Source organism: Streptomyces sp. NPDC012510 (assembly GCF_042955065.1).
Classification (GTDB): domain Bacteria; phylum Actinomycetota; class Actinomycetes; order Streptomycetales; family Streptomycetaceae; genus Streptomyces.
Window position 1 is genome coordinate 69854 of record NZ_JBIBEN010000029.1, and the last position, 25510, is coordinate 95363.

General features: G+C 69.7%; 15 protein-coding genes and 3 pseudogenes. 10 read left to right on the forward strand and 8 right to left on the reverse strand.

Annotated elements, in window-relative coordinates:
- Positions 1-13 precede the first annotated feature (13 nt).
- From ACFY9I_RS37180 to ACFY9I_RS37190, 3 genes are all read right to left on the reverse strand, one after another.
- Positions 14-1444 carry an AbfB domain-containing protein gene (locus ACFY9I_RS37180; protein ID WP_391010323.1) on the reverse strand — a complete coding sequence of 477 codons (1431 nt, stop codon included), beginning with the start codon at positions 1442-1444 and terminating at the stop codon, positions 14-16.
- 600 nt (positions 1445-2044) lie between these two features.
- The gene (locus tag ACFY9I_RS37185) at positions 2045-2680 is read right to left on the reverse strand and encodes a hypothetical protein (protein WP_391010326.1); all 636 of its coding nucleotides are present in this window, start codon (positions 2678-2680) and stop codon (positions 2045-2047) included.
- 311 nt (positions 2681-2991) lie between these two features.
- A complete protein-coding gene (locus tag ACFY9I_RS37190) occupies positions 2992-6777 on the reverse strand; it encodes a WD40 repeat domain-containing protein (protein WP_391010329.1) in 3786 nt (1261 codons plus the stop codon).
- A gap of 360 nt (positions 6778-7137) precedes the next feature.
- Here ACFY9I_RS37190 and ACFY9I_RS37195 point away from each other — a divergent pair, with 360 nt between their 5' ends.
- The 3 genes and pseudogenes from ACFY9I_RS37195 (at position 7138) to ACFY9I_RS37205 (ending at position 10576) form a co-directional block, all read left to right on the forward strand.
- Positions 7138-8052: a ribosome-inactivating family protein gene (locus ACFY9I_RS37195; protein ID WP_391010332.1), complete on the forward strand. Its 915-nt coding sequence runs from the start codon at positions 7138-7140 to the stop codon at positions 8050-8052.
- 746 nt (positions 8053-8798) lie between these two features.
- Positions 8799-8906 (forward strand): annotated as a pseudogene (locus tag ACFY9I_RS37200) (integrase); the annotation flags it as partial.
- Between the two features lie 290 nt (positions 8907-9196).
- Positions 9197-10576, forward strand: coding sequence for an FG-GAP-like repeat-containing protein (locus ACFY9I_RS37205; protein ID WP_391010334.1), 1380 nt, complete (start codon positions 9197-9199; stop codon positions 10574-10576).
- 74 nt (positions 10577-10650) lie between these two features.
- Here the strand turns inward: ACFY9I_RS37205 and ACFY9I_RS37210 are convergent, their stop codons facing one another.
- Positions 10651-11193, reverse strand: coding sequence for a TetR family transcriptional regulator (locus ACFY9I_RS37210; protein ID WP_391010388.1), 543 nt, complete (start codon positions 11191-11193; stop codon positions 10651-10653).
- Between the two features lie 247 nt (positions 11194-11440).
- Here ACFY9I_RS37210 and ACFY9I_RS37215 point away from each other — a divergent pair, with 247 nt between their 5' ends.
- Positions 11441-12775 carry a glycoside hydrolase family 3 N-terminal domain-containing protein gene (locus tag ACFY9I_RS37215; RefSeq protein WP_391010337.1) on the forward strand — a complete coding sequence of 445 codons (1335 nt, stop codon included), beginning with the start codon at positions 11441-11443 and terminating at the stop codon, positions 12773-12775.
- 232 nt (positions 12776-13007) lie between these two features.
- Here the strand turns inward: ACFY9I_RS37215 and ACFY9I_RS37220 are convergent, their stop codons facing one another.
- Positions 13008-13709, reverse strand: a complete 702-nt coding sequence (locus tag ACFY9I_RS37220) for an FCD domain-containing protein (protein ID WP_391010340.1) — start codon at positions 13707-13709, stop codon at positions 13008-13010.
- Positions 13710-13889: 180 nt separating this feature from the next.
- Between ACFY9I_RS37220 and ACFY9I_RS37225 the strand changes: the two genes are divergently transcribed.
- The 6 genes and pseudogenes from ACFY9I_RS37225 to ACFY9I_RS37250 form a co-directional block, all read left to right on the forward strand.
- A complete protein-coding gene (locus ACFY9I_RS37225) occupies positions 13890-15242 on the forward strand; it encodes an MFS transporter (protein WP_391010343.1) in 1353 nt (450 codons plus the stop codon).
- Between the two features lie 21 nt (positions 15243-15263).
- Positions 15264-16175, forward strand: a complete 912-nt coding sequence (locus ACFY9I_RS37230) for a transketolase (RefSeq protein WP_391010346.1) — start codon at positions 15264-15266, stop codon at positions 16173-16175.
- Positions 16172-17197, forward strand: a complete 1026-nt coding sequence (locus ACFY9I_RS37235) for a transketolase C-terminal domain-containing protein (protein ID WP_391010349.1) — start codon at positions 16172-16174, stop codon at positions 17195-17197. The genes ACFY9I_RS37230 and ACFY9I_RS37235 overlap by 4 nt, the downstream gene beginning before the upstream one ends.
- Positions 17198-17253: 56 nt before the next feature.
- The gene (locus tag ACFY9I_RS37240) at positions 17254-18021 is read left to right on the forward strand and encodes an SDR family oxidoreductase (RefSeq protein ID WP_391010352.1); all 768 of its coding nucleotides are present in this window, start codon (positions 17254-17256) and stop codon (positions 18019-18021) included.
- A gap of 65 nt (positions 18022-18086) precedes the next feature.
- The gene (locus ACFY9I_RS37245; RefSeq protein ID WP_391010355.1) at positions 18087-18341 is read left to right on the forward strand and encodes a hypothetical protein; all 255 of its coding nucleotides are present in this window, start codon (positions 18087-18089) and stop codon (positions 18339-18341) included.
- Positions 18338-18522: pseudogene (locus tag ACFY9I_RS37250) on the forward strand (VapC toxin family PIN domain ribonuclease); the annotation flags it as partial. The gene ACFY9I_RS37245 and the pseudogene ACFY9I_RS37250, both read left to right, overlap by 4 nt.
- Before the next feature lie 33 nt (positions 18523-18555).
- On the opposite strand, the pseudogene ACFY9I_RS37255 reads toward ACFY9I_RS37250, so the two are convergent.
- The 3 genes and pseudogenes from ACFY9I_RS37255 to ACFY9I_RS37265 all read right to left on the reverse strand — a co-directional run.
- A pseudogene (locus ACFY9I_RS37255) lies at positions 18556-18747 on the reverse strand (aldo/keto reductase); the annotation flags it as partial.
- A gap of 854 nt (positions 18748-19601) precedes the next feature.
- Positions 19602-21101, reverse strand: coding sequence for an alginate lyase family protein (locus ACFY9I_RS37260; RefSeq protein ID WP_391010358.1), 1500 nt, complete (start codon positions 21099-21101; stop codon positions 19602-19604).
- A gap of 234 nt (positions 21102-21335) precedes the next feature.
- Positions 21336-24311: a GH59 galactosidase gene (locus tag ACFY9I_RS37265; RefSeq protein ID WP_391010361.1), complete on the reverse strand. Its 2976-nt coding sequence runs from the start codon at positions 24309-24311 to the stop codon at positions 21336-21338.
- Positions 24312-25510: the final 1199 nt, after the last annotated feature.

The window sequence follows — 25510 nt, forward strand, 5'->3', positions numbered from 1 at the left end:
CATCCCGGTCGGGTCAGCTCGTCAGACGGAAGGTGGCGTCACTCCGCCCCGTCGCGTTGGTGATCGTTTCGAGCTTCAGCTGGAACGCGTAGTGGCGGATGTACCGGTCGGGGTGGTTGTACGACTGGAACGAGGACCAGGTCGAGTTGGCGAGTCCGGCGACCTGCCGGAAGGTGGCGTCGGCGGCGAACTGGCTGGTGCCGTCGTTGTGGACGAGCTGGAAGTCGGATCCGTCGTGGCGCAGGTAGTGCCCGGGGAAGTTGACCGACTCGAAGGAGACGGTGCCGGTGCCGGCGAGGCCGGGCCGCGTCCGGAACTTGGCGTCGTCGTTGGTGACGTTCTGGTCGATGCGCACGTCGAAGTTGGCGTGCCGGACGTAGCGGTCCTGGAAGTTGAAGGACTGCAGCCGCTTGCCCGGGACGTTGGCCCAGCGCGCCTGGATCCGGGCGTCCTCGGCGGCCGTCAGGTTCAGGATCGAGCCGTGGCGCTTCTTGGTGCCGCCCATGGAGTAGGTGCCCGACGTCGGGAGCTTGTAGGTGCCGATGGTGGACGGGTTGGTCGTCGTGACCGGCATGTATCCCTTTCCGGCCGCGTACTGGTCGAGGTAGAGGGTCCACTCGTTGCGGTCACGGAACTTCATCCACATCGGGCCCTCGACCTGGGAGCCGGTCAGGCCGATGCCGGAGAGGTTGCCGAGGTTGGTCCAGGTGCCGAGGATCGAGTTGCTGCCCTCGATCGTGATCTGGCCGTCGCCGGAGGCGCGTACGTAGCGGTAGTTGCCGACGCCGCTCGGCACCTCGACGATCTGGGTGTCGATGATTTCCTGGGTGCCGGGCCGCTCGATGTAGATCTGCGGGGTGGTGATGGAGCGGAAGTCGCTGGTGCGGGCGTAGTAGATGCGGTGCTTCGTCGCGCCGTTGAGGGGCTTGTTCGTCGCCCAGTACAGGACGTAGGCGTTGCTGGCCGGGTCCCAGATCGCCTCCGGCGCCCAGGCGTTGCGGCCGTCGGGGATCGCATCGGCGACGTTGAGCAGCCACGGTGCGGACCAGGTGACCAGGTCCGTGGACTCCCACACCACAAGGCTGCGGCTGCCGTTGTTGATGGCGTCGCCCCACGACTGCCCGCAGTCGATGCACAGGTCGGTCGCGATGATCCAGTACTTGCTGCCGTCGGGCGAGCGGACCAGAGCGGGGTCACGCACCCCTCGCGTGCCCACGGTGGAGCGCAGGGTCATCCCCCCACCGTTGAGGTCGGTCCAGTTCAGACCGTCCGCGCTGTACGAGAAGTACATCTGCTGACCGGTCGACCCCTCCCCGATGAAGTGCGTCATCAGGTAACCCGGATCGGCGGCGGCGGCCCGTTGAGGTGTGGTCACGACCTGGGCGGTGAAGAGCAGGCAGGCGGCGACGAATATCGCCGCCAGCCGGGAGAGAACCGCGGGCATATTGGGTCCTGTCTTTGTGGGGTGCAGTGATCAGGTGCGGGTGAGGTCGAGGGTGAGGCCCGGCCTCCGTACCGTCGGGGCAGGGCTGGTTCCCCGCGCGACATGGGACGCCACGTCATGCCGGTCAGCGACCGCCGAACCTGGGTTTCCGCGTGGGCCTGGCAGCGACCGGAGGCCCTGCGGTGGCGGGCCGGGTGACGAAGACGGCGGAGACGGCCGGCGGAGGAGCCGACTCGGAAGTACGCCGGAGACGGATGCGCAACACGGGCTGTCTCCTTTGACGGCCGGTTCGAAAAATCGAACATTGTTCGCAAGTTCGAGCAGAAGATAGAGGTCGGTCAGGGGTACGTCAATGGAACTGGCCAGTTCGCTTTCCCGCGTTCGCACCCGTGACCGCTCACGCCTTCCTGCGCGCGATCGCCCCACACGACCACTGACGCGGCGCGGTCATCAGGGCCAAAGGGGTCCGCTGGTGGCCGCCCGTGTCCCGCGCCGGCCGAGTCCGGCACGGAGCCCGCCCAGGGGCTAGGTCCGCTGAGCCAGGGCCAAGGCCAAGGCCAGAGCCAAGGCCAAGGCCTCGCCGTTCAGGAAGTCAGCGGCTCACCAGTAGATGTGGAAGGTCCCGTAGTCCCGCACCTTGATGTTGTCCGCCCAGTAGCCCCACCTCTTGTTGGGGTCGTACGTGTACGACCTGACCTTGCCCGAGCAGTAGTCGGTCGGAGTGCGCACCATGGCGCCGACGAAGTCACCGCTTCGCCACCGGCGCTCGACCACGCTGATGGGCTGGGCGAACTGGCCCGGCTTGTACCAGGTCCCGGACGTGTAGGTGATCGAGGTGGAGCTGCTCCGGCCGAACCCCCCGACGAGGCTCGCCATCCTGGTGAACGGCTCCTTCTTCGCGTCGCCTCCGAGGGTCAGCCCGATCGACCACTCGTACGACGTCGTCTTGCTGATGGACTTGTTGTACGTGCAGTTCTGCGCGGCGCTCCACGAGCACCGTTCGATCGGCCCGCGCCACACCCAGTCCTCCCAGGTCTTCCTGGCCTGCTGACGCGGTACGGCCTTCGTGACCCAGCTGCTGTGGATGTGGAACGGATGGGTCCTCTTGTCGGCCGCCTGCACGGCCCCGGTGTCGCTGAGGCAGGCGAAAGTCGTCGCCGCCGAGGCCTGGCCGGACGTGAGGAGGACGAGGGGTGCCAGAGAGCACGCGACGAGGGGCGCCCAGCGCCGGAGCATTTTCCGCTGGAACTGCGTTGAGGATGCGCCACCTGTTGAGGCACGGCGTTGCACAAGCACGGCCACTCCTGACGTCTCTCGGCGTCGGCGTACCTCTGACGCGTTGTTGCTGCCGACGCGGCTGGATCTGCCGCCGAACGTGTCACCTGGGGTGTTGTTCAGCACTCCCAGTCATCAGGGAAAACAATCTCGTGGGTGCACTGCGCCGGGAACCTCCCAGGCGGCCTCCACCGCCGCGGGTGTGGCCGCGCGGCTCACGGACGTCGCCGCCGCGGCAGGTCGGCCGGAGCGGGTGGCCGGGGCCCGGCGGGTCAGTCACCGCACACCCGGCGGTACGGCACGTCGGGCACGTACGTCCGCCACTGCGCACGCGTCAGACCCGCCGCTCCCGTCCGCGCGCACACCGACTCCACCGCCTTCGACGGCTCGATCGTGTAGCGCTGGAGGGGCACGTGCGCGCTTCCCGCGTACACCGCGGAACCGCCCGCGGCGAAGGCCAGCGTGTCGATCGCCTCGCCCGGTGTGGTGATCGGGCCGCCGAGCGGTTGCTGGGTGGCGATGTCCCACAACTGGATGCTTCCCGCCTCGCCGCCCACCGCCAGCGTGCGGCCGTCCGGGCTGACGGCGAGGGCGCTGACGGCCTCGGAGGCGTCTTCGGTGATCGCGTCGACGTGATCCTCCGGGACGCCGGGGAAGACGTTCGGCAGGACACCCGCCCGCTGGCGCAGATTCCCGTCCCACAGCGCCACCCGGCCCGTCTGGTCGCCCGCCGCCAGCCGCGAACCGTCCGGCGCGAAGGCGAGGGCACCGATCTCGTCGCCCTGGACCAGGTTCCGTGCCGCCACCTTGCCGTCCGGGAGATGCATGGAGCGGTTGTCGCCGACCAGGAGCCGGCCGTCGGGGCGGACGGCGAGATGGAGGCTGGACAGGGCCGCGCCGACGGCCGTACGGCGGCGGCGGACGGTGTCCCAGGTCTCGTTGCTCAGCTCACCGAAGGCGACCGTGCGGGTGAGGTGGAGCGTGCGGGCCCCCGGGCCGAGGGCGACGGTGACCACCGCACCCGCCGTCTCCCCCGTCCCCGGGCGCAGGGTCGTACGCACCCGGCCCCCGGCGACGTCCCAGACCGTCAGAGGCTGCGGGGACGTCTCACCGCCGTACGCCGTGACGCCGTACGCCAGTGCCTTGCCGTCGGGGTCGAACGCCAGGAGCGGGGACGTCTCCTCCGGCCGCACCGGCCGCGAGGTGTCGCGGGAGACGGGCAGCGGCATGGCCGGCAGGGTCCGCAGCAGGTGTCCGTCGCGGGTGTCGCGCAGCTCGAAGCGGTAGCCGTCGCCGGTGCGGCGGGCGGTGGCGAAGGTACGGCCGTCCGGGCCGATCAGCACCTTGTCCAGCGGCTCGGACCGCCAGGCGGACGTCACGGCCTGCGTCAGGTCCAGGGAGTGGACGGTGTCGCCCTCCAGGTAGCGCAGCACCGGCCTCGTGGGGTCCCAGCCCAGCTCCCCGTACAGATGCCGTCCATTGAGGGAGTAGCGGAACACAGGGGCTTCGACGCCCAGCCGCCACACCCGGAGCTCCGTCCCGTCCGTGGTGGCCAGGAAGTTCTCGTCCCCGCTGAAGGCGGCGTACCACAGCCCCGGGGCGGGCAGGTCGGCCAGCTGTTTCCCGGACCCGATGTCCCAGACGCGTACACCGCTGCCGTTCACGGCGGCGAGCCTCCCCCAGCCTCCGGCCGGGGAGGCCCCCATCTCGCTTCGCTCGCCGCCGAGCGTCAGCTGTGACCCCTCCTTGCCGCAGATGCCGCCCACGTGTTCCCAGCGTCCGTGCACCGTGCGCCGGTCCGTCAGGTCCCACACCCGCACTGGACCGCCTCCGGCGGGACAGAACGCGACCAGCCGGCCGTCCGCGCTCGGCGCCACCGTCGCCCTGCCGTCCCACTCCGTCTCCCACCGCAGCGTCCCGTCGGCAGTCGAACGCACCTGGAGCCGCGTGCGGTCCGCGTTCCTCACGACGTAGTCGCGCTCGGTGATGTCCACGTACGACCATCCCGGCAGCGGGTCACCGGACCATCGTCCGGCCGTCATGTCCCACAGCCGTACCCTGTCGTCCCCCTCGATCACCAGCTGCCGCCCGTCCGGTCTCACCCCGACCACCCCGCCGCCCTCCGGCAGCCGTCCCGAGGCGACCCGCCGGTGCCGTGCCACGTCCCAGGTCCGCCAGGTCCGGCCCTCGACGCTGAGCAGCGTGCGGCCGGAGTCCGTCAAACGACGGACTTCGGCACCGGGTGCCGGATCGCTGAAGGTGTCCAGGTCGGGCTGGCCGAGCGAGCCCAGCAGCGCCCGCCGGGTCTCCGGCAGCTCGGCCACCCGCCAGGCGGCGACGCCCAGCAGTTGTGCGGTGCGCGGGTCGGTCGTGCGCAGCGAGTCGGCGACGGCCGCGATACGGCGGGCCGCGTCGTGGGTGCGACGGCGCTGGTTGTCCCCGGCTTGCGTCCAGGCGGCCAGGCCGGCGACCAGCGCCACCACCAGGACGGCCGACAGCGCGCCCACCGCGGCCCGCGCCCGACGGGCCGAGCGCGCGGCGGCCCGGCGTTCCGCCGCGCGGGCCTCCAGAGCGGCGACGAGGAACTCACGTTCCGGCTCGGTCAGCGAGCGGTCGCTCCCGGGGTCGGGAAACAGTCCCTCCACCCGGGCCAGCCGGGTGCCCCGGTACAGGCTGCCGGGGTCGCGGTCGTGCTCCAGCCAGACGCGGACGGCCTCGGTCAGCCCACGGTGGTGGCGCAGCCGCTCGCGGTCCTCCTCGACCCAGCCCCGCAGCCGTGGCCAGGAGCTGATGAGCGCTTCGTGGGCGAGCTGGACGCCCTCCTCGTCGACGGTCAGCAGCCGGGCGCGGGCCAGCCGCTCGACCACCGCCGGCACATCGGGGCACGCCCACTCCTCCCGCTCGGCCCGGGACAGCGGGCGCCGGGTGTCGGGGGTGCCCTGTCCCGGCTCGACCATCCGCAGCAGCAGCCGTCGGGCGGCCGCCGCCTGGGGTTCGGTCAGCTGCCCGTACACCTCCTCGGCGCTCGACGCGATACCGCCGCGCACCCCGCCCGCCGCCCGGTACGCGGAGAGGGTCAGCATCCGGCCCTTGCGGCGCCGCCAGGTCTCGAACAGGGCGTGCGAAAGCATCGGCAGTCCGCCCGGCTCGTCCAGGACCTCCTCCACGATCCGCGCGGTCAGCTCGCGCTCCACCAGGAGCCCGGCCTGCTGCGCCGGTCCGACGACCGTCTCCCGCAACTCGTCCGCCGTCATCGGCCCCACCAGCAGCCCGGCGCCGCACAGCGCGTCCGCCAGCCCACGGTGCTCACCGCAGCGCGGGTAGAAGTCGGCCCGTACGGCGATGAGGACCCGCAGCCGGCTGTCGGGACGGCAGGCAGCGAGCAGCAGCTCGATGAACCGGGTCCGTTCGGCCCGGTCCCGGCACAGGGTGAAGACCTCCTCGAACTGGTCTACCACCACCCAGCTCTCCGGCTCGTCCGCGGTCGGGGCCAGCAGACGGGCGTGCGTGGTGGCGGGCCGGTCCCCGGGAGTCAATATCCGCAGCACCGCCGGGCGGCCCCGGTCCGCGACCCTCTCCCGCAGGCGGGGGATCAGCCCGGCCCGCAGCAGTGAGGACTTCCCGCTGCCGGACGCGCCGAACACCGCGGCGAACCGGTGCCCGCACACCAGTTCCAGCAGTTCCTCCACCAGCCGGTCCCGGCCGAAGAACAGCCCTTGGTCGGCCGGCTCGAACCGGGCGAGGCCCCGGTACGGCGGCGGCGCGTCCTGGTCCTCCTCGCGGGCCGTCCCCGCCGCCACCGCCTCGGCGTCCTTCCAGCGGGTTTCCCACGCAGCGGGGTCACCACCGCAGGCGAGTACAAAACCCTGGACGACGGCGAGGGACGGCAGCCGCTCGCCGGCCGCCGCCAGCGACAGCGTGGACGCGGAGAAGCCCGCGGTCCCGGCCATGGTCCGGTACGACGGCGTCCCGGCGCTCCGGCGCAGCTCCCGGAGCTCATGGGCCAGCCGCTGAACGGGACCGGCCTCGGGGTCCAGAGGTCTTTCGGGACGCCCCACGGTTGCATACCTCCACACACGTACTGAAAGCGACATCAGGTGATATCAGGAGAGACGGCCATATGGGGCATGTCGTTGCGTCCGGATGAACCCGAGGCGACAGACAGGCGGCATCGCGTATGGCGTCAATCAATCCCTTGCTGCCCGCGGAATTGATTGGCGTGACAAAAGGGACGTGTCAAACAACGCGCCGGTTGCGAACGTCGGGTTCTGGCAGGCCGGGACACCGGCACCCCGAGTCACTTGGAGAACAGAGCGATGTCCCAGTCAGAGCTCCTGGCGGTACCCGAACGGGAACCGCGCCGGCGGACGAAGAGAGCGCCACGACGACGCACGCGCAGGGCCACCGTCGGATCGATCGTGACCACGGTCGTCCTGGCGGTGTGCGCCACCCTGCTCGGTCCCCTCGGCATGGTGTCGACCGCGAGCGCGGTCAACGACGGCGAGCCCATCGCTACCTGGAAGATCGGCGACACCACCAGCTACGCCGCTTTCATCAGAGCGATCCGTCAGCACGTGGGCCAAGGCCCGGGCACCTCCGATGTCCCGGGTACGTCGTACAACGTCGACCACACTTCGGGCGCCGGCCACCCGGAGCGCTACCTCACCGTCAGGGTCGTGGCGCCGCACAACAACCGGTCGGTGCGGTTGCGGCTGCGCGCCAGCAACGTGTACCTCGTGGGCTGGTGGCGCAACTCCGGCGAGCGCGACCAGTACGTCTCCGTGGACCGGGGCCAGAGGCAGCCGCCGGTCAACGGCCGGGACAACGAGCGGGACGGAGTGTCGGCAACCTTCGGGGAGAGCTACGGGGAGATAGAGGCCGCGACGGGTGTGAGTGGTGACCGCGGCCACATCCACTACGGCCTGGAGGCCTGGAACAACGCGGTGGAGACGCTGATCCGGGCCGACCGCAGGAGCCGTTCGGATCAGGCCCGCGCGTTCCTGATGATGACCCAGGCCATATCGGAGGCCACTCGCTTCCGTCCCATCGCCGACCTCATGGCCCGCAGCCAGGCGAGCCACGCGGGGGGTTCCATGCCCGGCCACTACGTGTCGATGCAGAACCGGTGGGGTGAGTTCAGCGCCCGCTTCAACAAGGTGCTGGGCGAGACCCGCAAGAAGTCGAACTACACCGACCCGCAGCCGCTGAGGCAGATGATCTCCATCCCCCGCAATGGCGGCAGGGAGTGGGAGGACATCCACTTCAGGACCTCTGCCGACTTCGCGAAGCTCCTCCTCATGACCGCGCTCGGCCCGGTCAAGATACCCAAGTAGGGGGACGGGCGGCCCGAGGCCGGCATCGACTGCCCCCGGCGGAACTCTTCCCCCCGTTCCCGCCGGGGCTCTCCGGCCGAGGACTGGTGTCCGTCGGCCTACTGCTTTTCGTCGCCGATCTGGTCTACCTGGTGGCCCGCTCCATCCGGCGCTCCCCCTGGAATACGGCGCGCTGACCGGCTCCCCCCGGAATACGGCGCGCTGACCGGCTCCCCCCGGAATACGGCGCGCTGACCGGCTCCCCCCGGAATACGGCGCGCCGACCGGCTCCCCCTGGAATACGGCGCGCTGACCGGCTCCCCCCGGAATACGGCGCGCTGACCGGCTCCGGTTCCCGGCCGCTCAGGACCAGTCCGGGCAGTCCGGGCCCGACCCGCTAGGCACGTCATGGCGGACCTCGAACGGTGCGACGACCACGACGACCACGAACTCCCGCCCGGCCATGGTGCGCCAACGACCCCGGCGTATACACACCGGGGTCGCCCTTCCGGGCCGGTCGCACGTGAGTTGTGCCGACCCGCTTTCATGCTACATCTGGTGCGCATCTCGGTCATTTCAGGCATTTGGCGTTTCGTGGGCGAGGAAGATCCACAGGAAGACGCGGCGTCGCTTCTTGGGCCGGGCTGGGGTTTGGTCCTGACAGGGGCTGTCGGGCGGAGATCCTGGCGGCGGTGCCGACCAAGCGTTCGGCAGTGGTGCGGCCCCTTGGGGATCTCCGTGGACCCCATGACTGTGGTTCCTTCGAAGGCCAGTCCTCCGAGAAGGCCGCGCTGATGTATCAGCACTTCGACGGCGAGCGGCAACGGGAGGTCGCCGCCGGCCTCGACGACCTGGTGCGGGCGGAGCATGCGAAGCACTACAACGACGACCCTGCACCCCTACCCGCGCAACACAGCGAGGAGGGCGATACGCCTTCTGACGGCTTGTGTCGCACCTTCGGCTCACGCATCGCTCACGCGGAAGGGCCTTGTGCGACCAGTGCGTTCGGTGCCCCGGCCGCCACCCCCACGTCGCCGCCCTGACCTGCTCGCTCCCCGGAGCGAACCCACCTCAGGCGGAACTCGTCAGCTGACGCGGGGCCGAGGGCGGAAAGTAGACTGCGCGGCCACAGTCCGGGGCCATGGAGAGCCAGGAGCGGGGGAACTTGAACGAGAACCGGAACATGGTCAAGGTCAATGTGGCGGTCGCCGTGTGCGTGCTCCTCTTTGTCGCCGCCCTGGCCCTACGCCCCGTGATCGGATCCGGCTCCTCCTCGACGGACCCGGCCGCCACCCCCTCGCTGGATCCGGTGACCACGCCGTCGGCGTCCGTCCCCGTGCCGCGCGGCGGCGGCAGCCGAGCCGCCGACGACGTGAACGGGGACGGCTACGCCGACCTGGTCTTCGCGGCACCAGCCATCGGCGCGGGAAGTGCCGACGCGGACGACGAGCGGTCCGTCTACCTCGGCGTGGTCTACGGCTCCGCGCGGGGACTCGACCCGACCATCCGTACCGTCATCAAGCCCGACGACAGCCGCCTTCCCCCGTACCTGGCCCCGGGGGCAGTCCCCACCGCCGACCTCGACGGCGACGGCTACGCGGACATCCTGGCCGGAGGGCACGTCCTCTGGGGCAGTCCCGCCGGGCCGCGCGACAAAGTGCCTGCCGCGGAGCTGGGAGGCGTGCCGGGCGACTTCGACGGCGACGGTCGGCAGGATCTCGCCGTGACCGAGGCCGTGGGGAAGAAGTTCGCCGAGACGTACCGACTCCGTGTGCTGTACGGGCCGTTCACCCGTGAAGGGAAGCCCCGGCGTACGGGTGCCGCCCGCCCGAACCCCGTCGCCGAGGCCGGGCTCGGTTACGAGGACGCCCCGTTCTCGCTCACCGCGGGCGACGCGGACGGCGACCGTGCCACCGACCTCGTCGCCTCGCCCCAGGGGGACGACGAGCAGGAACCGGCCGTGCTCCTGCACGGCGGGGACGGGCCAGGTGGGTTCGCGGCGCGGGCACCGTACCTGCGGACCGGCAGCGCCGTGGCGTTCGGTGACTTCGACGGCGACGGCAAGGGCGACATAGCCGTCGGCGACAACGGCACCCGCAACGGAGAGCCGGGAGCCGACGCCCAGGACCCCGCAGTCCACGACACCGTCACCGTTTACTACGGCGGCGACCGCCCGGACAAGCGCCTCAAGCCGGGCACGACCGGCGAGTACGCCACCGAGGACCTCGATGACGACGGTCGCGACGAGCTGCTGATCTTCTTCGAGGGCGGTGTCAAGATCCTGCGCGGCGGTGGGGAGGGGCTGACGACGGACCGGTCCGCCACGCTGCGCCGCGACGGCGCCGGCGAAGAGGTGCGCGCCTCCGTACGACCGGCTCTCTTCGCGGGTGTGCGGGACTTCGACCGGGACGGGCGCGCCGAGGTCGTGTTCAGCTGGTCCCCCGAAGATGACCAAGGCGGCAGCACGGGACCGTCGAAGTGGTGGGTGCTCGAAGGCGGCACGGACAAGGTCGCGGCTTTCACGGACGCCAGGTTCTTCGACTGAGACGACGGCCGGACGGGCCCGAACTTCGATGGCTGGCGGGCTGGCGGGCTGGCGGGCTGGCGGGCTGGCGGGCGTCAGGCGGGTTTGCGGGTGAGGTCCGCCAGGAGCGCCGTGATGACACGGTCCGTGGAGGCGGTCATGTCGACGGAGTCCGGCGCGAGCAGCCACTGGATCTGGAGGCCGTCCATGACGGCGACGATCGCCGTCGCCGCCTCTTCGACGTCGAGATCAGCCCGTGTCTCGCCGAGTTCGGAGGCCTCGACGAGGGCTTCGGTGACCATGGTGCGCAGGCCGGCGTAGCGGTCGCGGAAGAAGTCCTGGGCGGGGTGGCCCTCGGTGACGCTCTCCGCCGACAGCACGGCGTACAGCCGGACGATGCCTTCGCGTTCGGTGTTGCGGCGGACGGTGTCGACGAGGTGACGCAGGAAGGCCAGGCCCTGGGGGCGGTCGGGGCCGAGCTGTTCGATGTCGGTGGCGTCGCGCAGGTCCAGGACGCTGGTGAGCAGCTGGGCCTTGGAGCGGAAGTAGTGCAGGACGCCGGCCTGGGTGACGCCGGCGCGGTCGGCGATCTCCTGCAGCGAGGCGTTGTTGTAGCCGCGTGCGGCGAAGGTGTCCATGGCGATCCGCAGGATTTCCTGCCGTCGCTGCTGGGCCTTGAGGCTCTTCCCTGTGCGGGGCTGCCGCTCCCCGTTCGGCGTGCTCTCGCTCATCGTGCGGAGTCTACGGGGCTGTCGATCAGTGGTCACTCCTCGATCAAACCTGAGAAAGAACTTACGCACAAGGACTTACTAAGTACTTAGTAAGTGTGCTTTCCTGCTCCCGTTCCGCCCGCTTCGTGCCGCATCGCGGCCTGGAAGGACGAGCATGAGCCGCCCTGCCCTCCCTGATGACACCGAGCTGTCCGCCCGCGTCCGGGCCCTGGATCTCGAGTCCAAGCTCCAGCTGTTGACGGGCGCGAACGTGTGGAGACTCCCCGCCGAGCCACGCCTCGGCCTGTCTTCGGTGACGATGTCCGACGGCCCGCAGGGAGTGCGCGGCACCGGTGAGGAGCCCGGCGCCACCGGCCTGCTGGCCCCCGCCCCGAGCGCACTCGCGGCCACCTGGGACACCGAACTCGCCGACCGGCTGGGGAGCCTGTTCGCGACGGAGGCACGCCGCAAGGGCGTCGACGTCGTCCTCGGTCCGGTGGTGAACCTGCAGCGCACCCCGGTCGCCGGACGGCACTTCGAGTACTTCTCCGAGGACCCGCTGCTCACCGGCACCCTGGCCGCCGCCCTCGTACGCGGTCTGCAGAGCCGGGGCGTGGGCGCGTGTCTGAAGCACTTCGTGGCCAACGACTCCGAGACCGACCGCACCCGCTACCGCTCCCGGCTGGACGAGCGCACGCTGCGCGAGGTCTACCTGGCCCCGTTCGAGCAGGTCCTCGCCGAGGCCGGGCCGTGGAGCGTGATGGCCGCCTACTCGGGCGTCGATGACGGCACCGAGTCGGCGCCGATGACCGAGAACGCCCGGCTGCTGCGCGAGGTGCTGAAGGAGGAGTGGGGATTCTCCGGGCCCGTGGTCAGCGACTGGGCGGCCACCAACTCGACCGTGGCCTCGGCGGTCGGCGGACTCGACCTGGCGATGCCCGGACCCGAGCCCCTGTGGGGCCGCCCCCTCGCGGAGGCCGTCCGCGCGGGCGAGGTCGACGAACGGCTCATCGACGACAAGGTGCTGCGGCTGCTGCGCCTGGCCCACCACACCGGTCGCCTGGGCGAGCCCGGACAGACCCCGGCGCCGCCGACCGCCCCGGCGGGCCCCGGAGAGGACGAGTTCCGTCTCATTCGCGAGGTCGCCGCCCGCGGCATGGTGCTGCTGCGCGACGAGGCCGACCTGCTGCCGCTCGCGCCGCAGGGCATCCGCAGCGTCGCCCTGATCGGCCCCAACGCCGTGGCGCCCTACCTCCAGGGCGGCGGCAGCGCCTACGTCCCGGCGGTGCGCACGGTGTCGTTCGAGGACGGGCTGCGCGCCGCGCTCCCCGAGGACGTGCACCTGTCCGTGCACCGCGGCGGCGACTCCCGCCTGCGCCCGCCGTACCTCACCGACGCGCTCCTCACCGACCCCGACACCGGCACCGGCGGAGTACGACCGTTCTCCTGCAGGCGGCATCCAAGTCAACGTGCGGTGCCTCCGGTGGGCGGAGCGCCTCGCCCATCATGACGCGGCTCCGGGAGCGGATGTCGGCGCCGGTCAGTGAGGTGCCGTCGAAGCGGATCGGCTTGCGGTCGGCCTGGGCGACCAGGTCGTAATCAGCTTGGGATGCGATGGGGCTTGGGCGGGCTGCATGACCTTGTCCTGCATCGTCCGTCGCGACTGCACATGCCGGATCCGAGGCTCACACGTGGACCCCCGCGCATGTTGGTGAGCCGGCCTGCCCCGGGCGTCCTCCTGGTCAGGTTTGATCGTCGGGGTCGGCCAACTGGCAACTGGCGAGAGCCATGTGCCCCCGCAGTACCTCCAGCGCGCCGGCTTCGTCGTCGCGTTCGATGGCGTCGACGATCGGCTCGTGCCGGGCGGCGGACATGGGGAGGCGGCTTTGCTCTTTGCCGGCGCTGATCACGGTCACCCGGATCGGGCCTTCCAGGTGTCGCCACGTCTTGACCAGCATGGAGTTGCCGGACAGCTCGCACAGCAGGAGGTGGAAGCCTAGATCGGCTTCGACCTTCGCCGCCAGGTCAGCGCCCGATTCGAAGGCGTCGTGGAGCTTTTCCAGGGCCTGGCGCAGGGCTTTGGCCGCTTCCTGCCTGCGCGGTGACGCGATGATCTGCGCCACCGCCAGCCCCTCCAGCGCCTCCCGGACCTGGAAGAGTTCCCGCACCTCGGTCGGCGTCAGCTGGGACACGCGCAGCATGCCGCGGGCTCCCGCGGTGACGAGCCCCTCCTGCTGGAGATGGCGCAGGGCTTCCCGCACCGTGCCGCGGCTCACCGACAGGTGCTCGGCGATCTCGACTTCTCCGAGGTGGTCGCCGGGGCGGTACTGGCCGGTGGTGATGGCCGTCCGCAGGGCCACGAGCGCGCGCTCCCGGAGCGTCTTCGAGCGGGTGAGACTGGGCAGCGCCTGACCGGCCACGGTCGAACCCTCCTTTGACTCCACGAGCGGTCATTTTAGCCCGACCGGCGGTCATCTGTTGACAGTCGGCAGATTCTGCACTGATCCCCGCAGCACGGGTTGACACGTCTTGCCGTCGGGCTCAGCATCAACTCTCGACTGTTAACAGTCGACAGCCAGGGCAGCCCGGGACGGCTGACCCGCCCACGATCAAGGAGGATCGGCATGGCTGAGTCCAAGGCACCGCAGCAGGCGGCGCACGGGTCGCCCGAACGCCTGAGAGTCGCCATCGGGTGCGGCGTGGGCGCGACCATCGAGACGTACGACTTCATCGGCTTCGGAACCGCCGCCGCCCTCTATTTCGGGGACGTGTTCTTCCCGGACTCCGACCCGCTGTCAGCCACCCTGCTGTCCTTCGCGACCCTGGGGATCGGCTTCGCGGCACGGCCGCTGGGCGGCATCGTCGCCGGTCATCTCGGAGACCGCGTCGGCCGCAAACCCGTACTGGTCGGATCCCTGCTGCTGATGGGCATCGCGACCGTGCTGATCGGCTGCCTGCCCACCTACCAGATGGTCGGCATCTGGGCGCCCATCCTGCTGGTGGTCGTCCGCGTCATCCAGGGGCTCGCCTTCGGCGCAGAGTGGGGCGGCGCCATCCTGATGACCTTCGAACACGCCCCGCGGCGACGGCGTGGCCTGTACACCGGCATCACGCAGGCCGGCTTCCCGGTGGGGCTGCTCCTCGCCAACCTCGCCTTCCTGCTCAGCCGGCACACCCTGGACGACAACTGGGCCTGGCGCGTGCCGTTCCTGCTCAGTGCGGTCCTGATCGCCGTCGGCATCTTCATCCGGTTGAAGATCGACGAGTCGCCCCAGTTCGAGGCGCTCAAGGAGTCCGGAGAGGTGGTCAAGAACCCGCTGCTGGTGGTGATCCGGGAGGACTGGCGCAACGTGCTGCGGGCCTTCTGCCTGCGGATCACGGAGACCGCGGGGTACGCCGTCTCGGTCACCTTCGTCCTGTCCTACCTGGACGACGGCGACGCCCCCGACGTCTCGGGTACCACCAGCCTCACCGCCCTGGTGACCGCCGCCGCCATCGGCATCGCCGCCACGACGCTCTGGGGCCGTCTGTCGGACCAGGTCGGTCGCCGCCCGGTCTACCTGCTGGGCTGTGCGGTGAGCGCCGCATGGGGCATCCCGCTCTTCCTGCTCGTCAACACCGAAGCCGCGGCCCTCATTCTGATCGCCTTCGTGATCAGTTACGCCGTCTGCCAGAACTCGCTGGCCGGTGTCCAAGGGGCCTGGTTCTGCGAGTTGTTCGCGACCAAGACCCGAACCGCCGGAACCTCCCTGGCCTACCAACTCTCCGCGGTGGTCTCCGGGTTCACTCCCCTGATCGCCACCGCGCTCTATTCGGCCACCGGGTGGACCGGGCCCGCGGTTCTCTTCAGTTTCTACGGGCTGCTGGGCCTCGTGGCGGCGTTGCTGACGCGCGAGACGTGGGGTGTGAAGGAGCGCCGCGAAGCCGGCCTGGCCGTGACCACCTCCGCCGAACCCGCCCTGCCCGCCGCCCACTGACCAAGAGATGAGGATCACGTGATGTCCACTCAGGCGCCCGAAGCACGGATGTCGTTCACCCGCCGCGCCGCCGCCCTGAAGGACTCCGCCTACCGCATCCGTATGCACGCGCTGGACATGGGGGAGACCCAGGGCCAGGGCTACATCGGACAGGCGCTGGGCGTGGCCGACATCCTGGCCGTCGTCTACAAGGACGTCCTCAACCACCGTCCCGGCGAACCCGACTGGCCCCAGCGCGACAGGTTCCTGCTGTCGATCGGCCACTACGCCATCGCCCTCTACGCGGCGCTCGCCGAGGCCGGTGTGCTGGACGTAGACGAACTCGCCACCTACGGAAGTGACGACTCGCGCCTGCCCATGTCGGGCATGGCTTCCTACACACCCGGCATGGAGATCTCCGGAGGCTCCCTGGGACACGGCCTGGGCGTGGCCACCGGCATGGCACTCGGCCTGCGCCACCAGGGCAGCGACGCGCACGTGTACAACCTGCTCTCCGACGGTGAACTGGACGAGGGCTCCACCTGGGAGGCGGCGCTCGCCTGCGCTCACCACGGGCTGGACAACGTCACCGCCGTCGTCGACGTCAACGCCCTCCAGGCGGACGGCCCGACCCGGGGCGTGCTGCGCACCGAACCGGTGACGGCCAAGTGGGAGGCGTTCGGCTGGCACGCGATCCGCGTGGACGGCAACGACATCGACGCGCTTCTCGCGGCCTTCGACAGCCTGCGCGGGCACCGCGGATCACCGGCCGTGCTCATCTGCGACACCCGGATCGGGTGCGGCGTACCGATGCTGGAGACGCGGGAGAAGGCGCACTTCATGCGCGTCGAGGAACACGAATGGCAACTGGCCCGCGATGAGTTGACGCAGCGTCACCTGCCGGGATCCGGCTCGGACCGTGCAATCACCCAGGGAGAGGGACCCGTTCGATGAACACCTCAGTGTCGACTCAGGCCGCAGCCACGCCGACCGGGGCCCCGCAGCGCAAGCTCACCACCTCCGCGATGATCGCCTCGATCGCCGAAGAGGGCCAGCGCACCACCAAGGCCCCCTTCGGACACGCGCTGGCCCGGCTCGCCGACGAACGCCCCGACGTGGTCGGACTCTCCGCGGACCTGGCCAAGTACACCGACATGCACGTCTTCCGCGAGGCCCACCCCGACCGCTTCTTCCAGATGGGCATGGCGGAACAGGTGATGCTGGGCGCGGCCGCGGGCCTGGCCGAGGTGGGCCTGACCCCGTTCGCCTCCACCTACTCCGTCTTCGCCACCCGCCGCGCCTACGACTTCCTGTGCCTCGACATCGCCGAGCCGCAGCTGAACGTCAACGTCGTCGGCGCCCTGCCCGGCCTGACCACCGGCTACGGCCCCAGCCACCAGGCGACCGAGGACCTGGCCATCCTGCGCGGCATGCCCGGTCTGACGATCGTGGACCCCGCGGACTCCGTCGACATCGAACAGGCCGTCCCGGCACTGGCCGCCCACCCCGGCCCGACCTATATGCGGCTGCTGCGCGGAGCCGTACCCACCGTCCTGGACGAGTACGACTACCGGTTCGAGGTCGGAAAGGCGGCGCAGCTGCGCGGTGGACGTGACGTGCTGTTCATCTCCACCGGCCTGATGACGGTACGAGCCCTGACCGCGGCCCGGGAACTCGAACGCGACCATGTGGATGTCGCCGTCCTCCACGTGCCGACGATCAAGCCGTTCGACCGCGAGACGGTGCTGCGGGAGACCGCCAGGGGACGCCTGGTGGTGACCCTTGAGAACCACAGTGTCGTCGGAGGTCTCGCCGAGTCCGTGGCTTCCTGCCTGGCCTTCGCGCAGCAGACGGCACGCATCGTCCCGATCGGACTGCCCGACGCCTTCCTCGCCGCGGGCGCACTGCCCACCCTCCACGACCGTTACGGCCTCTCCGTCGCGGCGATCAAGGAGCGCGTCCGCCGAGAACTCTGAGCCCCGCGCCCGACACCCAGGCCCACCCCACCCCCCCCACTCATCAGGAGAACTCCATGGTCCCCGACCACACCCCTCGCACCGCCGTCGTCACCGGCGCGGGCTCCCTGCGAGGCATCGGACGCGCCACCGCGCACGCCCTGGCCGCCGCCGGCTATCACATAGCCGTCCTCGACCTGGACAAGGAGGCGGCCGAGGACACCGCCCGGGAGGTCACCGCCCGGCACGGGGTACAAGCCCTCGGCCTCGCGGCGGACGTCACCGACGCCGACGCGGTCGACGCCGCGATCGGGCAGACCGAAGCGGTACTCCCGCCGATCGGCGCCCTCGTCAACAACGCGGCGATCACCTCCCCGACCCGCTTCCTCGACGTCACGCCCACGGAATGGGACCGGATCTTCGAGGTCAACGTCCGCGGGAGCTTCCTGGTCACCCACCGCGTGGCTCCCGGGATGGCGGAGCGCGGCTTCGGCCGCATCGTCTTCCTGTCGTCCGTCTCGGCCGAGCGCGGGGGCGGAGTGTTCGGGGGAGTGGCCTACTCGGCGGCCAAGGCCGCCCTCCTGGGCTTCGCCCGGGCCCTCGCCCGCGAAGTCGGCCCGTCCGGGGTCACGGTCAACTCCGTCGCCCCTGGCCTGATCGACACCGACATCACGCAGGGGAAACTCGACGAGGAGCGCAGGGCAGCCATGATCGCGGACGTTCCGGTACGCCGCATCGGCGGTGTCGAGGACGTGGCCGACGTCATCGCCTTCCTGGCCCGTCCCGAGTCGGGCTACCTCACCGGTGCGACCTACGACGTCAACGGCGGATCCCACATCCACTGAGGAAACCTCGGCGCCCTGTCGGCGGCACCCTTCACTGCACGAACCGGTTCCGGAGCCGGAGGGCGATGGCCGCCCGCTGGGTGGTTGCAGCACTGCTGACCTGCGCGGATTCAAGGGGGGCGGGCCAAAGTCCGGGGATATGCGAGGCCGAGATCATCCGCCAGGGGATCCATCTCGCGCCCATGGCGAACCGCGTCTGTGACGAGCCGTTGTTCTCGCGGGCCTTCGAGGGGGCGAGTCGTACGCCGCCCAAGGCCGAGGTCCGTGACGCGCTCGCCGACGCGGTCCGCCGAGACACGGACTCCGGAACTGGCGAGTGATCATCGTCATCGCGGACACGTCCGGTCTCCTGGCCGCTCTCGACTCGACGCACCCGGAGCACGGCGCGGCGAACGAGGCGATCATGGCGGCCGGCCTGCTGGTCATGTCCCCCTCCTGCTGACGGAAGTCGATCATGTGGCCACGCGTGAGCTCGCGCGAGAGGCGGCCGTCAGCGCAGTCTCCTTGATCATCGGATCCGCCGATCATTGAACACTCCCTCGGTAGGCCCTTGTTCTCGCCCCAGCCGTACACGTTCGCCGTGTCCAAGAAGTTGATGCCCGCGTCCAGCGCCGCGTCCATGATCGCGTGGCTGTCGGCCTCGTCGGTATGCGGACCGAAGTTCATGGTGCCGAGGACGAGTCGGCTTACCTTGAGTCCCGTGCGTCCGAGCTGCGTGTACTTCATGGACTCCGCTAGCCGCGTGGAGTGCGCTCCAGGCAAGTGGGACCTGGGGTTTCGTGGCTTCGTGGTAACAGTCGGTCTCGTATTCGGCGGGTGGGACGTGCCCCTCTCACCGTGCGGTTGGCGGTGGCAGTCGAAGGCGTCGCCGACCGAGCCGATCGACGCGGCGATTCCTGCCTGGTCCAGGTGCTCGGCCGGCGCGAACGATGTGTATTGCGCCCCGGCATCGGAGTGATGGATCAACTCCCCAGTCTGGTACGGGCGTTGGCCCCGACCCCGCTGCCACAGTGTCATCTCCGGGGCGTCCGGGACGAGCCGGGTCTCCTGCGAAGCGGCCGCTGGCCAGCCGACGACGCGGCGGGAGAAGGGGTCCACGCCCCGGCACCGAGGAGTGGTGCACGAGCCGTTCTTCCCGGCCAGGGCGTGGTGGACCGGCGAGGCCGACGGCGGCGTCGAGTCGGTACTCCCCGCTCGGGCTGATGGACGCGGCGGCAGCGGCCTGCGGGCCGGCCCACGTCATCGGGAACGAGCGTGGGCGCATCGGGCGCGCAAGCGCCGTCGCTTCCCAAGCTGAGAGCACGAGTTCGATTCTCGTCACCCGCTCCAGATACGTACCGCTCCCGGGTCTCGAAGGCGAGCAGGACGCCGGCGTTGTGCGTCTCGAAGGGAGGCCGGCGCACGCACGCATCCGCAATCACGCATCTCCGGCGACGCGCGAAGCACATGGATGCTGACACCTCCGAAGGCCCGTCGGCCACCCCCAGGTCTTTGACCCGGGGGCTAGGCTGCCATTCGACGTCGAGTCCGTGGGCGAGGCCGCCGAGGCAGTCCGCCCAGCCTGGCTCAGGCGCCGCCGATCACGCGTCGGATCCGGGCGTGTTCGCTCCGCGCCCGCGACGGCGCAGCAGGAGCAGACCTCCGAGGAGAGCCGAGGCCCCGGCGGCGGACCAGGCCAGGACGCCGTCCGCCCCGGTGGCGGCCAGATCGTGGGGGGCGCCGCCCTGCGGGCGCGTCCCGCCGCCTGCCGCGCTGCCCGAGGCATCGTCCGCCGTCCTGGTTTCGCGTGCGGCGCCCGGCGCGGTCGCGCCGACGTCCTCCGGGTCCCGGGTGTAGGTCAGCGTGCCGTAGCCGAGGTGGTCGTAGCTCCAGCCGGCCCCGCCGCGGAGCCCGCCGCCGTCCTCGGGCGTGAGCTTGTCCTTGTAGGCCGTGATGTTCGGTACGACCAGCCCGCGGCGCACCGCGTAGTGGTTGTGGATCAGGGCCCAGATGGGGCGGGTGCTGCCCCGGCCCTGCTCGCTGATCTCCGGTTCGGTGTGCAGGGCTCCGCGCTGGCCCGGTAGGCGCCGGCCCATGCGGCGTGAGTACGCGGTGTAGGGAACGTCCTTGCCGAGGTTGTAGCGGGCGACGTACTCACAGCCCTTCATGAACCGGTTGTCGTCGTACCCGTACAGATCCTCGCCCAGGTTCCAGGCCATCTCGCAGAGCGCGCCCATCCAGCCGACACCGGCCATGGTGTGCTCCTGGTCCCGGCCGCTCTCCTCCCACTGCCCGAGGACGACGCCGTCCGCCTCCTCGTGCAGGACGGGGACGGCCCGCTTGACACAGCCGTTGCCGTCACCGTTCTTGAAGTACTCCACCGCTCGGTCGATCTTGGCCTGGTCCTCGGTGAGCCCGCCGATGGCGATGATGGACGCCAGGGTGCACAGTTCCCAGTTGGCCCGGTAGTTGCTGGGGACGGCGTCGTTGTGGTTGACCAGGAAGCGGTCGTTCATCGGGTAGAAGATGTCGACCAGCATGGACTGGAACCGGCCGAGGTCGAATCCGTCGTAGTCGCGCATGATCTCGCCGGCGTTGGCCAGCTGATACCCCTGGATGCCCGCCAACAGGTACCGGTCGGCGTTCCCGCCGAGCTCCTTGAGGGTGGCCGACCAGGCGTTGAGGATGTCCCGCGCCTTGTCCCCGTGTCCGGCGTCCCCGGTGATCTTCCAGCGCAGGGCGTTCTGGTAGGCCGCGGCGGCGTCCCGGAACAGCAGGTGGAAGTTCGCGCCCTCGCCACCGCGAATGACGGTCGCGACGGGCCGTGGCTGGTAGTCGGTCGCCGAGTCCCGGCTGCTCAGCAGCCGCTTCCAGCCGTCCGTCCAGGGCTGCGCACCCGCCTTGACCTTCTCGGCCATCCGGTCGAAGTCGGCCTGTGTGTGCAGCAGCGCCGGGTGGGCGAACCCGCCCTTAGGGGCCGTCGGCACGGCTGACGCGGTCCCCGTGGCCGCCCCGATCGCACCGGCGCCGGCACCGGCCGCGCCGGCGAGCTTCAGCATCCCGCGACGGCTGAGCGAACGGTCTGTGGTGGGCTGCTCCATCGAACTGTCTCCTGGTTCTTCTCCGGGCCAGTACCAAGGAGACGCGCGCCGCACCGGTGCATAACAGAAACTGTCCGGCGGCCCGGTGGGCGAGCGGTGTCGTATGTGCGGGCGTGCTTCGCCGAGCCCCGCGGATGGCGACTTGCGCCCGGACAAGGGGCCGTATCGGAGGAATCCGATACGGCCCCTTGATCATGTACGGCGGAACGCGCGCGGTCCGCAGGCCCTGGGCGCCTACTGGGCGGTGGTGCCGTCCTTGCGCACCAGCCGGTCGTGAGCCTCTTCGAGCCTGTCCGTGATCTGCTCGACGCCGATGGCGTCAAGGCCCTTCTGTCGTCCCGTCACGGCAGCCTTCGCCGCCGACGACGCGGAGGCGAACAGGGCCCAGGAGTCGGCCGTGTAGTCCGCCTGCGCCGGACGTCCGATCTCCTTCAGGGCGTCCCGGATCGGTGTCGTGTCCACGGTGCGGTCCACGTCCCCGGAGATGGCGTTGAACGCGTCGAGAACGATCTTTCCGGACTTGAGGACGAACCTCGCCGTGTGCGCGCCGTCGGGCAGACCGCGGAGCGCGTACGTCGCGAGGCGCTTGTCGGTCGCGGCCGTCTTCGTGTCCCGTGCGATCAGCTTTCCGTCGACGTAGACGTCGAGAACGGCGGTGCCGTCGTTGCCGCCGATGACGTCGATGCCCGTGCCGGTGAACGGGACGGTGAACGACGAGCCGGCGGTCGTGCCGGTCGACGTCGACCGGTACCAGTCCATCGCGTCGCCGAAGGAGGCTTTCCGGCTCCACGTGCCGTTGTAGGTGACCGAGCTGTCCATGTTGTCGAGCTGTGCGCGGGCGTAGGGCGTGTACCCGTCGATCTTCTCGACCTTCAGGTTGTCGAACGCCGTCTTGTGGAAGTCGGATCCGAGCTTGACGCGTCCTTCGGTCTGCGGAGTCGGGTCCTGGTACGTGGAGACGGCCTTGCCGTCGATGTACGTTGTGATCGTCGCGCCCTTCGCCTCGATGGCGAGGCGGTAGCCGTCGGACGCGGGGACCGTTCCCGACGCGACGGCCCTGCCGTATTCGTAGAACGTCCAGGCGCCGGTCGGTGCGATGCGCACGTTGTAGGCGGCGTCGCTGATCGCCATGCCCTTCTGCTGACGGACGCCCAGGGCGGCGAGTCCGCCGGCCGGGTCCGGGAACGCGACGTCGACCGAGGCCCGGTAGTTCTCCCAGCGGAAGTCGCCGACCGTCGTGTTCGGGGTGTGGCGGTTCCAGGCGCCGGTGTCCTTCATGGACTGGTCCATGTACTGGTACAGGACGTTGTCGCCGCGCGAGTCCGCACCGACCTCCCAGGCGCCGGTCTGGTCGACCATGTAGCGCGGCTGGTTGCCGCGTGACCTCAGGTAGGGCTGGGACGTCTTGTGCGCGCCGTCGCCGGTGCCGACCTGGACCCTGCCCTCCTCCTCGTACCCGAAGTCGTCGGCGTACAGGACGTTGTCGCGGGTGTTGTGCTTCTTGCCGGTCGCGTCGGTGTCCAGCACCGTCCGGTCCCGGGACTCGGGCAGGCGTTGCTTCGTCGCCTTGTCGTGGCTCTTGTCGAGCGTCGTCAAGGTCACGATCGACCTCGGCTTGACCGTGTAGGTGTAGTACCCGGTGCCGCCGGGCCGGATCTCGTCGACGACTCGCTTGAAGTTCGCGTCGTAGGGCCGGCCCGCGTCCGGTGCGCGGGTTTCCCAGATCTCCATGGTCGGGTCGGAACCGAGTCGCATGTTCTCGGCCTTGATCCGGTAGGTCTTGGGCTGGTCGCTGTCGTTGACGACGATCGTGGAGAAGTCCTTCTTACGGGGGTCCGCGAGCGTCATGTAACTCGGCGCCCCGTTCGAGCCGTCGACGTTCTCGGTGCCGCTCACCCCGCTGTAACTGGCCTCCGGCACGGTGCGCCAGATGCCCGCCGTGTTCGTGTCGTTCTCCCAGCCGGTTTTGGCGAACTGGGTGAAGTGCTGCATCACGTAGATGGCCGCGTCGTAGTGGAGGTGGCCCGACCACGGGTCACGCGCGCTGACGAGTTCCTTGTGGCTGTACTGCGCGCCCTCGTAGAAGGAGCCGATCGCCGGCTGGAAGATGTAGTGCGTCCGCTTCGAGTTGGCGTAGCTCTTGACGGAGCGGTTCGCGAGATCGAGGGCGCTCTGGACGCCGCCGATACCGGTGCTCGTTCCGTTCGGACCCTCGGTGTTGTTGACGCGGTAGTCGGTGTAGCCGAAGGAGCCGACTCCCTCGCTGTACCAGACTTCCTTGTCCTCGCCGTACTTGTTCTCACCGGTCGCCAGCCTCGTGTACGGCAGATTGGTGTCGCTGCCGACGGGCCCGTCGCGCCGGTCATCGGTGTTGTAGTGGTAGCCGACCGCGTCGACCATGCCGAAGAGTTCCGCGTCGCTGAGCATCGACGGCCCGATATTGTGGGTGGTGTTCTCGTCGGCGGCGATGATCTTTATGCCGCGGTAGGCCTTCTCGGCCTGCTCCCGCTTTTTCGCCGGGATGCCGTAGCGGGGGTCGGCGAAGTCCGTGTCGGCCAGAATCGCCTTCTTGTACCACTTGATGAAGGCCTCGTCCGGATCATGCGTCTCGTTCGTGTCCGGGTTCACGTAGTCGACCATGTACCCGTATTTCTCGTACGCGTCGAGAATCGTCTCCTTGTACCACTTGTACATCTCGTCGGAGCCGGTGCCCTTGCTCCATTCGTTCTGAACCCATCGGGGCATGACCCAACGGAGAATCGAGACCTTGAGCTTCGGGTTGACCGTCTTGGCGTCTGCTGCCAGTTGGAAGCCCGGGGAGCGCGACGCGTCTGCGAGTTCGTCCGCTGTGCGCATGGTCGCCGGATCGGAACCAGTCGACGTGTTCGTGTCCGAACCCATCTCGACCTTGACATGGTTGATCAGGGGGTTCTTTCCACCGAACAGCACGCGGATGAGCTGCCAGTATCGGTCGGGATGTTCCGCCTTGTAGTCCATCAGCAGGTTGCTCGTGCTGTTGCAGCTGAGCACGCCGAGGCCCTTGTAGGTCAGACCGTTCACGTTGTCGGCGCGAACGTCGTCCCCGTTGACCACGACCTCCACGGGATCGTCCGCGGTGTGAGCGGCGGGGGCGGTGATCACTCCGGCCGCGAGTGCCATGGTGGTTGCCGCGGCAAGCGACATCCAGCCGAGTTTTCGCTGTGGGCCCATTCCGCTTCGACTCCTTGTTCCCGTAGGGCGTACCGACGCCAGACGTTCGAGATTCCGAAAGGTGTCCGCGATTCCGGGAGGACCGTAGGTGGTAAGCGATTTCTACGTCAATCCCTGTGCACGTCATGCCAATTGAGTCCCTGGGCGTCCTCACCGGCTGCGCAACGGGTACAAGGTCCAGCCGGGCAGGGGCTCGGTGCTCCTCGCACTTCGTCACTACGGACGGGAGCCGGCCCGGCCGCGGATTCAGCCTCTCCGCGTTCGCGGCTGTGCGGGATGATCAGGCCGGTGCCCGGTGGTGTCCGCTGGAGGCTCATGGTCTCAGGACAATAAAGAACCCCCGAGTCCATGACCCGGAGGGTCTGCTGGAGGGGTGACGAGAATCGAATTCGCGCTCTCAGCTTGGGAAGCGACGGCAATTGCCGGGCCACTCGATTGCTGACCTGCATGGATTCCCGGCGTCGGTGTCGGAGGAAGGGCCTGTTCGCACCCCTGTTGACCGTGGTTGTCCGTTCTCACGGGCACGCCGTGGGCACAGCTTCGAAGCACGGTGGGCGGAAGCGAGTCTGAGCGGGGCTCTGCGCCTGGCCGGCTGGGTCGGATGTCCAAGTCGGGCACACTTGCGAGTGCACAGCCCTGCCGGTGTCGGAATCGCCGATCAGACAGAACAGCGCCTTCCTGACCCATGCCGGACAGGATCTCGACGCCAGGCTGACCGGCAGTGCCAAGACGACGCGAGCAAGGCTGATGTGAATGGCCTGCTCCTGCTGCGCACGGCGCCTCGTCGCGCGTTTGACGCTCATCCCCTCGACGCGGCGAACCGTCCGGCTGCAAGTTCCTATCAAGCCGTAGGGGAATCCCCATAGTTCACGGGAGTCGGCCTGTGAGCGTGAACCCTCAAGTAGTGTCTCCGGACACTGCGCTGCAACGGCCTCCCCACCCCCCATTTCGACGGAGACCACACCCCATGTCCGCTGTGACGAACGCATCTGGGCCCGGTTCGCAGGACGCCCGACGCAGCTCGGCCGGTTGTTCAGCAACCGGTCGTACCGTCCACCCTCATCCCACTGTCCTGATGGACGACGAGGCACTCGCGGACTTCCTCGCCGTGGCTACCGCTTAGTACCAACCCATCACCCCCTGGGCTCCGTTGCCCTGTTTCGCGCTCTTGCCCGGCAGCGCGGAGGCGAGCGAGTACG

What these genes read in the sequence shown, in the direction of transcription:
- ACFY9I_RS37180 (WP_391010323.1), bottom strand. Translation starts at nt 1,444, where the DNA reads ATGCCCGCGGTTCTCTCCCGGCTGGCGGCGATATTCGTCGCCGCCTGC.
- ACFY9I_RS37185 (WP_391010326.1), bottom strand. Translation starts at nt 2,680, where the DNA reads ATGCTCCGGCGCTGGGCGCCCCTCGTCGCGTGCTCTCTGGCACCCCTC.
- ACFY9I_RS37210 (WP_391010388.1), bottom strand. Translation starts at nt 11,193, where the DNA reads ATGGACACCTTCGCCGCACGCGGCTACAACAACGCCTCGCTGCAGGAG.
- ACFY9I_RS37215 (WP_391010337.1), top strand. Translation starts at nt 11,441, where the DNA reads ATGAGCCGCCCTGCCCTCCCTGATGACACCGAGCTGTCCGCCCGCGTC.
- ACFY9I_RS37225 (WP_391010343.1), top strand. Translation starts at nt 13,890, where the DNA reads ATGGCTGAGTCCAAGGCACCGCAGCAGGCGGCGCACGGGTCGCCCGAA.
- ACFY9I_RS37230 (WP_391010346.1), top strand. Translation starts at nt 15,264, where the DNA reads ATGTCCACTCAGGCGCCCGAAGCACGGATGTCGTTCACCCGCCGCGCC.
- ACFY9I_RS37235 (WP_391010349.1), top strand. Translation starts at nt 16,172, where the DNA reads ATGAACACCTCAGTGTCGACTCAGGCCGCAGCCACGCCGACCGGGGCC.
- ACFY9I_RS37240 (WP_391010352.1), top strand. Translation starts at nt 17,254, where the DNA reads ATGGTCCCCGACCACACCCCTCGCACCGCCGTCGTCACCGGCGCGGGC.
- ACFY9I_RS37245 (WP_391010355.1), top strand. Translation starts at nt 18,087, where the DNA reads ATGGCCGCCCGCTGGGTGGTTGCAGCACTGCTGACCTGCGCGGATTCA.
- ACFY9I_RS37260 (WP_391010358.1), bottom strand. Translation starts at nt 21,101, where the DNA reads ATGGAGCAGCCCACCACAGACCGTTCGCTCAGCCGTCGCGGGATGCTG.
- ACFY9I_RS37265 (WP_391010361.1), bottom strand. Translation starts at nt 24,311, where the DNA reads ATGGGCCCACAGCGAAAACTCGGCTGGATGTCGCTTGCCGCGGCAACC.